Raw genomic sequence first — 12,779 nt, 5'->3', positions numbered from 1 at the left:
CCGGGGCCCTCGCCGGTGCTATCTCGACAGCACCGGCGCGAAGGCCGAGCGCTCGATCTCCTGCAGCGTGGGCGACTCCCCCGCCCACAGCACGAGCGCGGGCCCGGGCAGGCTGAGGTTTCGCTCCAGCCAGCGGCACAGCCGGTAGCGGTCCTCATCGTCCATGGCCGGCAGGAGCACGAAGACGAGGTAGGCCCGCCGCTGGGGAAACTCCCGCAGGGCCTTGCACACGATCCAGCATTTCGCCACCGGGCGGCAGCGGGCCAGTTCGGACTGCACCTCGCTCAGTTCGAACGGCGAGAGATCGTGCCGCACCACCCGGCTGAAGTACGGCGGGGTGGACAGCTCCTCCCACGCCCGCTCCTCGGCCTCGCCCGCCTGGCGCAGCCGTTCGCGCCAGTGCTTGAGGCCCTCGGCGTCGTATTCCAGGCCCGGCCGCGTCGTCTCCAGTTCGGCGACGGCGGCATTGGCCACCCACCAGCGCCGAGCTGGCGCCGCATCCCACAGCCGCGCCAGAACGGCCAGGCGGGCCTCCCGGTCGGGGGCCGGCAGGCAGCGGGCCAGCCCCTGCAGCGCGCCGGCGTGCTCGCTGCTGCGCTGCAGGGCGGCCTCGTACAGGGGGCGCACATCGGCGGCGGGGTCCAGCTGGCGCAGCAGCGTGGCCCATTCCACGGTTTCGTCGGCGTTGTGGCGGGCCGCGCTGGCTTTCAGCGCCTCGGCCCGTTCGCGCACCCGGGTCAGCCAGGCGTGGTGTTCCTTCCAGCCGGTGGCGTTTTCCTGGCACCACAGGCGGTCGAAATGGTCGATCCAGCGCTGCGGATCGCGGCCCAGCAGCGACAGGGCGCCGCGGCGCGATCCCTCGGGCAGGGCGGGCCGCGCACCGGTGAGCGCCTCGACCCGGTCGCGCAGCACCGGGTGGGTGTCGTCCACGCCGCTGATGCGCCGCACGGCCTGGCGCAGCGCCTCCTGGGCGAAGCCGGCCTCGACCGGCATCGCCAGCAGGCGTCGCAGGGCGCCGTAGGGACCCACCGGCAGCGGGTGGGCCACGGCCGTGCGCCAGTGCCCGGGCCAGAACTCGTCCGCCAGCCAGGCGGCCTTGATCTCGATCTCGGCCAGCGCAGCGGCCGCCACGTCGGGGCCCAGCAACCGGCCGGCGATGCGGTCCGCCTCGTATTCGTCCTGGCGCGCCAGGGCGAACGTCCGCGCGGCGAAGCGCGGGAAGTACCAACGCAGGAAGGCCTGCGTGGCCGCCGCCACCGGCCCGCTGCCATCGCGCAGGCCCTCGTGCAGGCGCAGCCAGCCCAGCCGCGTGCGGTAGATCCAGGCGGTGAATTGGCCGTGGCCACCGCGCAGGTGGCCATATTCGTGCGCCAGCACGGCCATCAGGCGCGGCTTGTCCAGCGCCATGACGAGCGGCAGGCCGATGGTGAGGTGGTTGACCGCGCCGCCGAACAGGCCCCAGCGCGGCGTCTGCCGGATGCTGGCGTTGAAGTCACCGTCCAGGTACACGCCGTGCAGCGCCGGGCCCTTGACCTTGGTGCGGATGCGCTCCAGCGCCTCGAACAGGCCGGGCGCATCGGCCGCCGTGATGGGCAGGCCATCGGGCGCATCGATGCGCACCCAGAGCGCGCGCAGGCAGGTCCACAGCAGGCCGCCCGCCCCGAGCACCACCCACACGTAGGCCACGCGAAAGCGGCCATGCCACAACTGGGGCAACACCCAGGCCAGCAGCCCCGCCGACAGCAGCAGGCAACCCACCACCCAGGCGTACCCCAGGGCCGCGAAAGCGGCGACACTGCGCCGGTACGCGCTGGAGTCTTCAGCGCTCGCGTGCTCGCTCATGCGCACCATGTGAACGAAATCCGCCTGGTCCATGTCCCGCCATCCCCCGTTTGCCAATCCCTTATCGTATCCATGACCGACGACCTTCCCGCCCTGCGCCCCACCCCGCCCGGCCTCTATCGCCACTACAAGGGCCTGCTGTACGAGGTGATCGACACCGCGCGCCACAGCGAGACGCTGGAGCCCATGACGCTGTACCGCGCGCTCTACGGCGAGCGAGGGCTGTGGGTGCGGCCCGCCGCGATGTTCGAGGAAACCGTGGTGATCGACGGACGGGCACAGCCGCGCTTTCAGCGGGTGCAGGCATCGCCGGAAGCCGTGCCCGCGGCCAAGCCATAGAAGTGCCGAATGCCCTAGATCCGAATGCCTTGGCAGCTATTATTTTTATAGCAAATTAATTCTAATCCGTTGCAATACGCCAGCTTCGGATGGGCCACGGCGCGTTCGTGCGGCAAAACGAATTCCACTGCACCAGGAACACCATCCTGTTTCATCCTCTGGTCTGTGCCAGTTGAAACGAAGGTCTGGTCCGTGAAATTTTCCAAACTGCTGCCGCACTCCCGTCCCACCCCGAACGCGGCCCCGTCGACCTCGCCCGGGAAAACAGTGGGTACGGCGCCCAAAGCCAGCAGCAGCCACGGCGGTGGCGGCCTGCTGTCCGGCCTGGTGGGGCGCCATTCCAGGCCACAAACGGCGCCCCGGCCGCGCCAGCCCCTGGACGGCACTGCCAGCCAGCGGGCGTCCGACGTGGCCTCCGCCATCCGCTACATGAACGCGAGCGCGGGACCGGCCTTTACCGCCCCGCTCCCCCGCCCCGCAGCGGAACCGCCGGCGGCGCAAGCCCCTTCCGGGGCGCACCCGGCGATCCGGCAGGAGCCGCCGCCCGCAGCGCAGCCCGTACCGGATTCGGCACACGCCGAGGAGATCCAGGCCGACGAGAGCACCGAGGTGCAAGCCGCGATGGCCCGACTGCAAGGCCGGACCCTGTTCACCATCGCCGAAGAGCCCGAGCTGGAGGCACAAGCGACGAGGGTCACCCTGCAGGATCTGTTCGATGCCGAGGACAAGGCGCGGGCCAAGGCCCAGGCCAAGGCGCAAGCCCGCTTGCCGACCGCGGCGGCGGCCACCACCGCGCCGGCGCATGCCCCCTCCGGGGGAATCGCGCAGCGGCTGCGCCATTTCTTCCAACGGTCTTAGCCGGAGCGGGGGGCGACGCGGGCCATTCCCTGCCGGCCCCCGCCAGAGCAATTCGATGCGCCGACGTGCCAGCGCCAGAAGGTTGATTGCCTCCGCAGCTATTGTTTTTATAGCAAACGCATTGCCTGGCCGTCCCCGTTCCCGTCCCCGCGCGGCAGCGTGACGGTGGCAACCAGACCGCCGCCTGGCGCATTGCCCAGCTGCAGGCTGCCGCCGTGGCGCTGCGCGATGTCGTGCGCGATCGACAGCCCCAGGCCCACGCCGCCGCTGTGCCGGTTGCGCGAGCCCTCCACGCGGTAGAAGGGCTGCATCACCCGGTCCAGCTCCTGCTCGGGCAGGCCGGGCCCATGGTCGCGCACGGCGATGCGCACCGCGGCGCCATCCTCGCTCAGCGTGATCTCGGCGCCGCCGCCGTAGCGCACGGCGTTGCCCACCAGGTTGCCGATGCAGCGGCGCAGCGCGCCCACCCGCGCCGGCAGCGGCCGCGCGCTGCCCTGCAGCGTGACGGCGTGGCCGCAGTCCTGCGCGTCGTCCACCAGGCTCTGCAGCAGCGCCCCGATGTCCAGCGGCGCCACCGGCTCGGCATGGGCCACGCCGCGCAGGTGGTCGAGCGTGGCGGTGATCATGGCGTCCATCTCGCCGATGTCGCGGCAAAAGCGCTCGCGCTCGCCGTCGTCGTGCAGGGTTTCGGCGCGCAGCCGCAGCCGGGTGAGCGGCGTGCGCAGGTCGTGCGACACCGCGGCCACGAAGCCGTCGCGCTCGGCCAGTTGCTGGCGGATGCGCGCCTGCATCTGGTTGAAGACGCGGCTGGCCTCGCGGCATTCGGCGGGGCCATCCTCGGGCAGCGGCGGGCCGTGGAGATCGCCACCCAGATCGCGCGCGGCGCGGGCCAGCCGGTGGATGGGCTGCGACAGCCAGCGCGCCCCCCACCAGGCGGCGAGCATGAGGGCCAGCAGCCGCACCCCGATGTCCAGCGCAAGGCCCGCGTGCAGAAATCCGGGGCGGCGTTCGCGCGAGGGGCCACCGGGTTCGGGTGGCCGGGCGGGTGGCGGGCGCCGCGCGGCATCGCCGTCCATGGCGGCCCCGGGTGGCGGCGGCGGGCCCATGCCGGCCGGGCGCAGCTCAAACATCAGCGTGAGGGCCAGCACGTGGCTGGCCGTGACGGCCACGAACAGCAGCAGCGCCAGCCGGCCGAACAGGGTGTCCGGCAGCCAGCGGCGCCACCCTGCGCGCGCGGGCGCCATCGACGCGGTGGCCGCGGCCCGCATCACTGCGTCCTGCCCGCCAACCCCTGCACGGTCTGGGTGTGAAACAGGTAGCCCACGCCGCGCACCGTGCGGATGAAGGCGGGTGCGCGCGGGTCGTCCGACAGCTTGTGGCGCAGGCGCGAGACCAGCAGGTCGATGCTGCGCTCGAACGAATCCATGGTGCGGCCGCGCGCATGCTCCATGAGCTGGTCGCGGCTGCACACGCGCCGCGGCATGCGCAGGAAGGTGCACAGCAGGCGGTATTCGGCGTTGGTGAGCGGCACGGTGACGCCGGACGGCGAGACGAGATGGCGCTCCACACTGTGCAGCGCCCAGCCGTCGAAGCGCACGACGTCGTCCGGCACCGCGGGCTCGGCCGCGGGACGGCCCGCCGCGCGCCGCAGCACGTTCTGGATGCGGGCGACCAGCTCGCGCGGCTCGAAGGGCTTGCTCATGTAGTCGTCGGCGCCCATTTCCAGCCCGAGCACGCAGTCGTACGGATTGGCGCGCGCGGTGAGCATGATGATGGGCACGGCCGAGCGCTCGCGCAGCTCGCGCGCCAGGGTGATGCCGTCGGTGCCGGGCAGCATGATGTCCAGCACGACGAGGTCCATGGCCTGCGCGGCCATGCGCTCGCGCAGGGTCTGCGCATCGCGCGCCGCATGGGTGGCATAGCCGAAGCGGGCAAGGTACTGCGTCAGCAGCGCGGTGATGTCGTCGTCGTCATCGACCACCAGGATGTGTTGCATGGGAGCGGGCGGAAAAGCGGGGTTGCCGCCCCAGTGTACGCAGCGCCCGCGCGGCGTTGCGCGGGAACTGGCGGGCTTTTTCCCCGCTGTTCGCGCCTTGGCCAACCCTTTCGTACCAGGCCCGATACAAACGGGACAAACCGCCGTTACCGGCGCTTCCAAGAATGGGCTGCAGGCTGCTGCCGGTGCGCGCGCCCCGCTCCCGGGACGCACGACGGCGCGGCAGCCGCCAACCCTTGGAACGAAAGGAACGATGATGACGACCATCAGTAGTGTCGGCAGCGCGTGGTCCAGTGCGAGCGTCCAGCGGGCTTCGCGCCCCGGACCTTCGCCGGAGCGCCTGTTCGGAAAATTGGATGCCGATGGCAGCGGCGGCGTGGACGGCACCGAGCTGCAGGGGCTGCTGGACAAGGTGGCGAAGAAAAGCGGTGTGGACAGCAGCACCAGCGCTTCGGACCTGATCCAGAAGTACGACAGCGACGGCAACGGCAGCCTGAGCAGCGATGAGCTGTCCAAGACGCTGGAGAGCGTGCTGCCGCAGCGCTCTACCCTGGACTTCGCCCAGTCGCGCAGCGACGCCGGCAGCGGCGCCACCGGCCAGGCCGGCGACGACCTGTTCGGCAAGGTGGACGGCGACAGCGATGGCAAGGTGAGCCAGGCGGAATTGCAAGCCCTCCTGGAAAAAATCTCCGGCGGCACCGCCAGCGCCACCGGCACCAGCAGCGACGAGCTGTTCGGCCAGCTGGATGCGGATGGTGACGGCAGCCTGTCGCAGGCGGAGTTCGATGCCGGCCGGCCTTCGGGCCAGGGCGGCGCGGGCGGACCGCAGGCGGGCGGCATGCCGCCCCCACCCCCGGGTGGACCCGGTGGTCCGGGCGGGCCCAGCGGAGCGGGGGGCGCCAGCAGCGCGAGCGCATCGTCCGGCAGCACCACCTACGACGTGCTGGACACGAACGAAGACGGTGTCGTGTCGGCCTCGGAACTGGCGGCGGCCAGCACCACCAGCACATCCGGCGGCACGACGGATGCGGTCACCGCGCTGTTCAATGCCATCGACACCGACGGCGACCAGCAGCTCAGCGCCAGCGAGTCGTCGTCGTTCATCGACCAGCTGACGCAGTGGGCGACGGCCAATGCCACCAGCACGGCCAGCAGCAGCGGTACCGGCCAGGACGACAGCACCGCCAGCGCCTCCCGCAGCGGCCAGCGGCTGGACCTGACCCAGCTGGCCGAACAGGCACGCCGGCAATACGCGGCGGCCGCCGGCGCGTGGACCACCAGCAGCAACGCCAGCACCTTGAGCGCCCTGGCCTGAGAGGGCCGCCGGCCGCGCCCGCAGGCACCGGGCGCCCGGCCCTTTGGTTTTGCCGGTCCACGCAGTGCTGCACAGCCCGTCAGTGGACGAGCTGCGTGGACCGGCACCCCGCGCCGATGGCATTGGAGCAAAAAAACAGCTCCAGCGCAATATCATCTAGGGCATATAGCTATATTTTTTATAGCAAACTCATCGGCATGCCTGCCACGCTGCCGTCTGTATCCCCGGGCAAAGACCCTGGCCGTATCAAATGGATACAACGGAATGACCGGATGCTGCGTACACACTCACTGTCATTCCTTCAGTGAAGCCATTGATGCCCCCCATCCAGAAACCCGACGCTCCCGCCGGGGCCACGCAATCGCCCCCATCCCAGGGTGCCCCCCTGCCCTTCAACGAGCCGCAGCGCCTGGAAGCCCTGGAAAAATTGCGCGTGCTCGACACCCGCCCCGAACAGGCTTTCGACGACCTCACCATGCTGGCGTCAGCGGTGTGCCAGGCGCCGATCGCACTGATTTCGCTCATCGACGCGGAGCGGCAGTGGTTCAAGTCGCGCACCGGCATGGACACCCCCGAAACCCCGCGCGAGCTGGCCTTTTGCGCCCATGCCATCCTGCAGCCCGACTACGTGTTCGAGGTGCCCGATGCGCACCTGGACCCGCGTTTTGCCGGCAACCCGCTGGTCACCGGCGAGCCGGGCATCCGGTTTTATGCCGGTGCGCCGCTGGTGACCTCGGATGGCATGCCCATCGGCACCGTCTGCGTGATCGACCGCGAGCCCCGCACCCTGACGGACGCCGAGCGCCGCGCGCTCGAATCGCTGGCCCGCCAGGTGGTGACCCAGCTGGAGCTGCGCCAGGCCATGGCCGGTCTTGAACTGGAGAGCATGACCGACGGGCTCACCGGGCTGTGGAACCGGCGCTGCCTGGACCGGCAGTTGCGCACCAGCTGGGACGAAGGCAAGCAGGCCGGGCAGCCGCTGAGCCTGGTGATGGTGGACCTGGACCATTTCAAGCGCGTCAACGACGAACTGGGCCACCCGGCCGGGGACGACATCCTGCGCCATGCGGCCGCAGTGGTCCGCAGCCATGTGCGGACGGGCGATTTCGTGGCCCGCTTCGGCGGCGAGGAATTCTGCGTGGTGCTGCCCCAGACGCACGCCACCGGCGCCCGCCTCGTGGCCGAGAAGCTGCATGCGGCATTGAATGCCAGCACCTGGCCGCACCGGCCGGTCACCGCCAGCTTCGGGGTGGCCACGGCGGGGTTCGAGGAGGTGAGCGATCCCCACGCACTGTTGGCGCGGGCCGACCGGGCGCTCTACGTGGCCAAGGATTCGGGACGCAACCGGGTCTGCGTGTTCGACGGCTGGTCCTGAGCGGGGGCCGCCGCCCGGCGGTCCGGATCAGCCCAGCCGGTGCAGCAGTTTGAGCACGGCGCGGGGGTAGATGGCATGTTCCTGCGCCAGCACGCGCGCGGCCAGCGCCGGCGCCGTGTCGCCGGGCAGCACCGGCACCACGCCCTGGGCGAGGATGGGGCCGCAATCGAGTTCGGCCGTCACCTCGTGCACGGTGGCGCCGGCCACCTCGCAGCCCGCATCGATGGCGCGCTGGTGCGTGTGCAGCCCCGGAAAGGCGGGCAGCAGCGAGGGATGGATGTTGACCAGCCGCCCGGCGTAGCGCGCCACGAACGCGGGCGTCAGGATGCGCATGAATCCCGCCAGCACCACCAGCGCCGGCGCATGGGCGTCGATGCGCTCGGCCAGCGCCGCATCGAAGGCCTCGCGAGAATCGAACGCCCGGTGGTCCAGCGAATCCGTGGCGATCCCCTCGGCCCGGGCCCAGGCCAGGCCCGCGGCGTCGGCCTTGTTGCTCAGCACGGCCGCCACCCGGGCGCCGTGGCGGCCGGCCCAATCCTGCTGGCGCGAAGCATTCACGATGGCTGCCATATTGGAGCCGCTGCCGGAGATCAAAATCACGATGTTCTTCATTGCCGGAAATTATCCCCCGCCATGCCCTTCGATCCCCGCACCCGCCCCCTGTCGCCCACCGAGGCCCGCGTGCTCGCCACGCTGATGGAAAAAGCCCGCACCGTGCCCGACAGCTACCCCCTCACGCTCAACGGCGTGCTGACCGGCTGCAACCAAAAGAGCAGCCGCGACCCGGTGATGCAGCTGACCGAGTCCCAAGCCCAGGAGGCACTCGATTCGCTGCGCCTGCGCACGCTGGCGGTCGAGATCGGCGGCAACCGGGCGACGAAGTTCGAGCACAACTTCCCGCGCGGCATCGGCGTGCCCGACCAGTCGGCGGTGCTGCTGGCCCTGCTGATGCTGCGCGGACCGCAAACCGCGGGCGAGTTGCGCATCAACTCGGAACGCTGGCACCGGTTCGCCGACATCTCCTCGGTGGAGGCCTTCCTGGACGAGCTGCAGTCGCGCAGCGAAGAAAAAGGCGGCCCGCTGGTGGTGCAGCTGCCACGCGCGCCCGGCGCCCGCGAGCAGCGCTGGGCCCACCTGCTGTGCGGCCCGGTCGATGCGAGCCAGTACGCCGCCGGTGCCTCGGCCGCCGAGGCCCCCGCCGCCCAGGGACTGGCCCCGCGCGTGGCCGCGCTGGAGGCCGAAGTGGCCCAGTTGCGCGCCACGGTGCAGCGCCTGTGCCAGGAACTGGGGCTGGAGGCAGCGCAGCCGCAAGGCGCTGCGCCCGTGTCGCCGCCCGGACAGGAGTAAAAAGCACGACCGTGCTACAACCGGCGGATCGGCTCGAACCGGCAGCCCCAGGAGACACACCGCATGGATCTCGCATTCACCCCCGAAGAACAGGCCTTCCGCGAAACGATTCGCGCCTGGGTCAAAGAGCATCTCCCCCCGGAGATTTCCCACAAGGTGCACAACGCCCTGCGCCTGACGCGGGGCGACATGCAGGGCTGGGCCAAGATCCTGGGCAAGAAGGGCTGGCTGGGCTTCGGCTGGCCCAAGGAGTTCGGCGGCCCGGGCTGGACCGCCGTGCAAAAGCACCTGTTCGAAGAGGAATGCGCCCTGGCCGGCGCGCCGCGCATCATCCCCTTCGGTCCGGTGATGGTGGCGCCCGTCATCATGGCCTTCGGCAATGCCGAACAGCAAAAGCGCTTCCTGCCCGGCATCGCCAGCGGCGAGGTGTGGTGGAGCCAGGGCTACAGCGAGCCCGGCGCGGGCTCGGACCTGGCCTCGGTCAAGACGCGCGCCGAGCGCGTGGGCGACCACTACGTGGTCAACGGCCAGAAGACCTGGACCACGCTGGGCCAGTACGGCGACTGGATGTTCAACCTCGTGCGCACCAGCACGGAAGGCAAGCCGCAGACCGGCATCTCGTTCCTGCTGCTCGACATGAAGTCGCCCGGCGTCACCGTGCGTCCCATCCGATTGCTGGACGGCGAGTGCGAGGTCAACGAGGTCTTCTTCGACAACGTGAAGGTGCCCGCCGAGAACCTGATCGGCGAAGAGAACAAGGGCTGGACCTACGCCAAGCACCTGCTGAGCCACGAGCGCACCAACATCGCCGACGTGAACCGCAGCAAGCGCGAGCTGGAACGCCTCAAGCGCATCGCCCGCGCCGAGGGGCTGTACGACGACCTGCGCTTTCGCGACCAGATCGCCCTGCTGGAGGTGGACATCGTCGCGCTGGAAATGCTGGTGCTGCGGGTGCTGTCGGCCGAAAAATCCGGCAAGAACTCGCTGGACATCGCGGGCCTGCTCAAGATCCGCGGCAGCGAGATCCAGCAGCGCTATGCCGAACTGATGATGCTGGCCGCCGGCCCCTTCAGCCTGCCCTTCATCGAAGAGGCGATGGAGGCCGGCTGGCAGGGCGATGCGGGCGCCGGCGCGCTGGGCGGCTTCCCGGGCGGCGAGGTGGCCAACGCCCCGCTGGCCGCGAACTACTTCAACCTGCGCAAGACCACCATCTACGGCGGCTCCAACGAGGTGCAGCGCAACATCGTCGCCCAGACCGTTCTGGGCTGAACCCCACCCCCTCCCGCCAGGGCGAGAACTTCGCCAGGAGTGAAAAAAATGGACTTTGATTTCTCGGACGACCAGCAATCGCTGCGCGACGCGGTGCGCCGCTGGGTGGACAAGGGCTACACCTTCGAGCGCCGCCGCGGCATCGTGGCCACCGGCGGCTTCGACCGCGCGGCCTACAACGAACTGGCCGAGCTGGGCCTCACGGCCCTGACCGTGCCCGAGGCGCACGGCGGCCTGGGCCAGGGCCCGGTGGACGCCATGGTGGCCCTGGAGGAACTGGGCCGGGGCATCGTGCTGGAGCCGCTCGCCCAGGCCTTCATCGCCAGCAGCGTGCTGGGCCAGTACGCACCCGAATCCGTTCAGGCCGACTGGCTGCCGCGCATCGCCAGCGGCGAGGCCCTGGTTGTGCTGGCGCAGCAGGAGCGAAAAGCCCGCTACCGCCTCGACGTGTGCGAAGCCACCGCGGCGGCGGCGCCATCAGGGCATGCGCTGACAGGCCTCAAGAGCATCGTTCCGGCCGGCGACCAGGCCGATGCCTTCCTGGTGCCTGCCCAACTGGATGGCGCGATCGCCCTCTTCCTGGTCGAACGCAGCGCCCCGGGCGTCACCACGCGCGGCTACGTCACGCAGGACGGCAGCCGCGCCGCCGAAGTGCAGTTGGCCGACGCACCCGCCACGCTCGTCACCACCGACGGGCTGGCCGCACTGGCCCTGGCGGTGGACACCGGCATCGCCGGCGTGTGCGCCGAGGGCGTGGGCGTGATGGACCAGGCGGTATCGCTCACCGTGGACTACATGAACCAGCGCAAGCAGTTCGGCGTGGTGATCGCCAGCTTCCAGGCCCTGCGCCACCGCGTGGCCGACATGAAGATGCAGCTGGAGCTGGCGCGCTCGATGAGCTACTACGCCAGCCTCAAGCTCAACGCCCCGGCGGATGAGCGCCGCCGCGCCATCGCCCGCGCCAAGGTGCAGCTGGGCCAGTCGATGCGCTTCGTGGGCCAGCAATCGGTACAGCTGCACGGCGGCATCGGTGTGACCGACGAATACATCGGCAGCCACTACTTCAAGACGCTCACCCAGTTGGAGATGACCTACGGCGACACGCTGCACCACCTGGGCGAGGTATCGGCGCGCATGCAGGACACGGCCGGCGTCTTCGCCTGACGGGGCGGGCCTGGCGTGGCGCAGCGCGCTATTCGGACAGCACCTCGAAGGCGAGGAACTGGCTGATCTGCGTGTCGTTGAAGTTGTTGTCGGACACCATCACCAGGCTGCGGTGGCCGTTGGCCAGACGCGGCCCCCAGGCCATGCCCTCGATGTTGTCCAGCGTGCGCAGGCCCAGCGTGTTCAGGTTGAGCACCAGGCGCTTGCGCACCGGCGTGAAGCCGCCCGAACCCAGCGAGGCCATGCCGCTCACGTCGCTCGCGCCTTCGGTGTCGATCTCGTACAGGCGGATGTACATGCGGTACAGATCGTCGCTGCCCTGCACGCCCGAGCGCTCCAGCACCAGGAAGCGGTGGTCGTCCACCGCCAGCATTTCCGAAACGCCGTTGTCCGCGTTCTTGCCCGTGCCGGGCACCGCCTGGATGGGATCGACCGGATAGGCCACCTGGCGCAGCAGCGCACCGCTGCGGTTGTATTGCAGCATGCGTGAATACGCGCCCGCCGTGGGCGTGGGCACCGAGCCGTCCTGATAGAGCGGCGCCTCCATGGCGACCCACAGCGATGCGCCATCGGCTGAGAAGCTGAGCCCCTCCAGCGTGAGGTTGTTGCGCGCGCCGGTCGCCTGCGTGGGCGACATGCGATAAGCCGCTGGCCAGGGCAGCGCGCCCAGGGCCCGGCCGCTGGCATCGGCATGCATCACGAACGGGTCCAGGCCCAGGCTGCGGTCGCCCTCGCTGGTCCACCACAGGCTGCCGTCGCGCGGATCGATGCGGATGGCCTCCGGATCGGGCACGGGGCTCGTCGCCGTGGAGGCCGTGCGCGCGGGGTACACGCTGCCGTCCGCCTGGCGCAAGGGCATGGTGCCCAGGAACTGCACGGGTGCGAATGTGGATGGGTCGAACTGCAGGCGCGCGGTATAGAAGCGCGCGGGGTTCTTGTCCGAGCGGTCGTCGCTGACCAGTACCCAGGTGTCGCGCGCGGCGTCGTAGTCGATGCCCGAGAGCCCTCCCACCAGGGTGCCGCCCACCTGCAGCGTGTTCGGCACGGTCTGCTCGCCGATCAGGCGCACGCTGATGTCGCGGGCACCGCCGTCGCTGCCCCCACAGGCGGCAAGGCACACGGAGAGGATGGCAGCGCAGGCAAGGGGTCTGAACATGGACGGCTCTTCGGTCAAGGGGATGGCGGGGGTGGACAGCGCCGGACCTTAGCGGGCCCGCATGACAGGCTGATGGCACTCACGGCCCGGCATTTGGCGGGGAAATTTCACACATTCC

The 12,779-nt window shown here is 70.3% G+C and carries 12 protein-coding genes; 7 read left to right on the top strand and 5 right to left on the bottom strand.

The genetic code is table 11. From position 1 onward, the window contains the following. Positions 1-18 precede the first annotated feature (18 nt). Positions 19-1,875 (bottom strand): M48 family metalloprotease, encoded by a 1,857-nt coding sequence (locus R1Z03_RS20935; RefSeq protein ID WP_317354730.1) that lies wholly within the window; start codon positions 1,873-1,875, stop codon positions 19-21. 39 nt (positions 1,876-1,914) lie between these two features. Here R1Z03_RS20935 and R1Z03_RS20930 point away from each other — a divergent pair, with 39 nt between their 5' ends. Next, entirely contained in the window at positions 1,915-2,181 is a 267-nt protein-coding gene (locus R1Z03_RS20930) for a DUF1653 domain-containing protein (protein WP_317354728.1), read from the top strand. A gap of 192 nt (positions 2,182-2,373) precedes the next feature. Next, a complete protein-coding gene (locus R1Z03_RS20925; protein ID WP_317354726.1) occupies positions 2,374-3,039 on the top strand; it encodes a hypothetical protein in 666 nt (221 codons plus the stop codon). Positions 3,040-3,146: 107 nt separating this feature from the next. Here R1Z03_RS20925 and R1Z03_RS20920 read toward each other — a convergent pair whose 3' ends face one another. Both R1Z03_RS20920 and R1Z03_RS20915 read right to left on the bottom strand, forming a co-directional pair. Beyond that, complete coding sequence (locus R1Z03_RS20920; protein ID WP_317354723.1) at positions 3,147-4,307, bottom strand: ATP-binding protein; 1,161 nt, start codon at positions 4,305-4,307, stop codon at positions 3,147-3,149. Next, complete coding sequence (locus R1Z03_RS20915; protein ID WP_317354720.1) at positions 4,307-5,035, bottom strand: response regulator transcription factor; 729 nt, start codon at positions 5,033-5,035, stop codon at positions 4,307-4,309. Before R1Z03_RS20915 ends, R1Z03_RS20920 begins: the two co-directional genes overlap by 1 nt. A gap of 253 nt (positions 5,036-5,288) precedes the next feature. On the opposite strand from R1Z03_RS20915, the gene xopAW reads away from it, so the two are divergent. Then, a complete protein-coding gene (gene xopAW / locus R1Z03_RS20910) occupies positions 5,289-6,350 on the top strand; it encodes a XopAW family type III secretion system calcium-binding effector (protein ID WP_317354718.1) in 1,062 nt (353 codons plus the stop codon). 316 nt (positions 6,351-6,666) lie between these two features. Next, positions 6,667-7,725, top strand: a complete 1,059-nt coding sequence (locus R1Z03_RS20905) for a sensor domain-containing diguanylate cyclase (RefSeq protein ID WP_317354715.1) — start codon at positions 6,667-6,669, stop codon at positions 7,723-7,725. A 27-nt stretch (positions 7,726-7,752) separates the two neighbouring features. Here R1Z03_RS20905 and purN read toward each other — a convergent pair whose 3' ends face one another. Then, a complete protein-coding gene (purN, locus tag R1Z03_RS20900; RefSeq protein ID WP_317354713.1) occupies positions 7,753-8,337 on the bottom strand; it encodes a phosphoribosylglycinamide formyltransferase in 585 nt (194 codons plus the stop codon). 21 nt (positions 8,338-8,358) lie between these two features. Between purN and R1Z03_RS20895 the strand changes: the two genes are divergently transcribed. From R1Z03_RS20895 to R1Z03_RS20885, 3 genes are all read left to right on the top strand, one after another. Continuing rightward, positions 8,359-9,072 (top strand): YceH family protein, encoded by a 714-nt coding sequence (locus R1Z03_RS20895; RefSeq protein ID WP_284429088.1) that lies wholly within the window; start codon positions 8,359-8,361, stop codon positions 9,070-9,072. Positions 9,073-9,135: 63 nt separating this feature from the next. Continuing rightward, positions 9,136-10,341: an acyl-CoA dehydrogenase family protein gene (locus R1Z03_RS20890; RefSeq protein WP_284405788.1), complete on the top strand. Its 1,206-nt coding sequence runs from the start codon at positions 9,136-9,138 to the stop codon at positions 10,339-10,341. A 48-nt stretch (positions 10,342-10,389) separates the two neighbouring features. Further along, positions 10,390-11,505 (top strand): acyl-CoA dehydrogenase family protein, encoded by a 1,116-nt coding sequence (locus R1Z03_RS20885; RefSeq protein ID WP_317354711.1) that lies wholly within the window; start codon positions 10,390-10,392, stop codon positions 11,503-11,505. Between the two features lie 28 nt (positions 11,506-11,533). On the opposite strand, the gene R1Z03_RS20880 is transcribed toward R1Z03_RS20885, so the two are convergent. Then, a complete protein-coding gene (locus tag R1Z03_RS20880; RefSeq protein WP_317354708.1) occupies positions 11,534-12,661 on the bottom strand; it encodes an esterase-like activity of phytase family protein in 1,128 nt (375 codons plus the stop codon). Positions 12,662-12,779: the final 118 nt, after the last annotated feature.

The organism is Acidovorax sp. BLS4 (assembly GCF_032929295.1).
GTDB lineage: Bacteria > Pseudomonadota > Gammaproteobacteria > Burkholderiales > Burkholderiaceae_C > Paracidovorax.
Note: the sequence above shows the minus strand (reverse complement) of the source record. Positions and strands in the feature narration are given on the sequence as shown.

Excerpts from the sequence above, each read along its gene's own strand:
- R1Z03_RS20935 (WP_317354730.1), bottom strand. The coding sequence starts at position 1,875 with ATGGACCAGGCGGATTTCGTTCACATGGTGCGCATGAGCGAGCACGCG.
- R1Z03_RS20930 (WP_317354728.1), top strand. The coding sequence starts at position 1,915 with ATGACCGACGACCTTCCCGCCCTGCGCCCCACCCCGCCCGGCCTCTAT.
- R1Z03_RS20920 (WP_317354723.1), bottom strand. The coding sequence starts at position 4,307 with ATGCGGGCCGCGGCCACCGCGTCGATGGCGCCCGCGCGCGCAGGGTGG.
- R1Z03_RS20915 (WP_317354720.1), bottom strand. The coding sequence starts at position 5,035 with ATGCAACACATCCTGGTGGTCGATGACGACGACGACATCACCGCGCTG.
- xopAW (WP_317354718.1), top strand. The coding sequence starts at position 5,289 with ATGATGACGACCATCAGTAGTGTCGGCAGCGCGTGGTCCAGTGCGAGC.
- R1Z03_RS20905 (WP_317354715.1), top strand. The coding sequence starts at position 6,667 with ATGCCCCCCATCCAGAAACCCGACGCTCCCGCCGGGGCCACGCAATCG.
- purN (WP_317354713.1), bottom strand. The coding sequence starts at position 8,337 with ATGAAGAACATCGTGATTTTGATCTCCGGCAGCGGCTCCAATATGGCA.
- R1Z03_RS20895 (WP_284429088.1), top strand. The coding sequence starts at position 8,359 with ATGCCCTTCGATCCCCGCACCCGCCCCCTGTCGCCCACCGAGGCCCGC.
- R1Z03_RS20890 (WP_284405788.1), top strand. The coding sequence starts at position 9,136 with ATGGATCTCGCATTCACCCCCGAAGAACAGGCCTTCCGCGAAACGATT.
- R1Z03_RS20885 (WP_317354711.1), top strand. The coding sequence starts at position 10,390 with ATGGACTTTGATTTCTCGGACGACCAGCAATCGCTGCGCGACGCGGTG.
- R1Z03_RS20880 (WP_317354708.1), bottom strand. The coding sequence starts at position 12,661 with ATGTTCAGACCCCTTGCCTGCGCTGCCATCCTCTCCGTGTGCCTTGCC.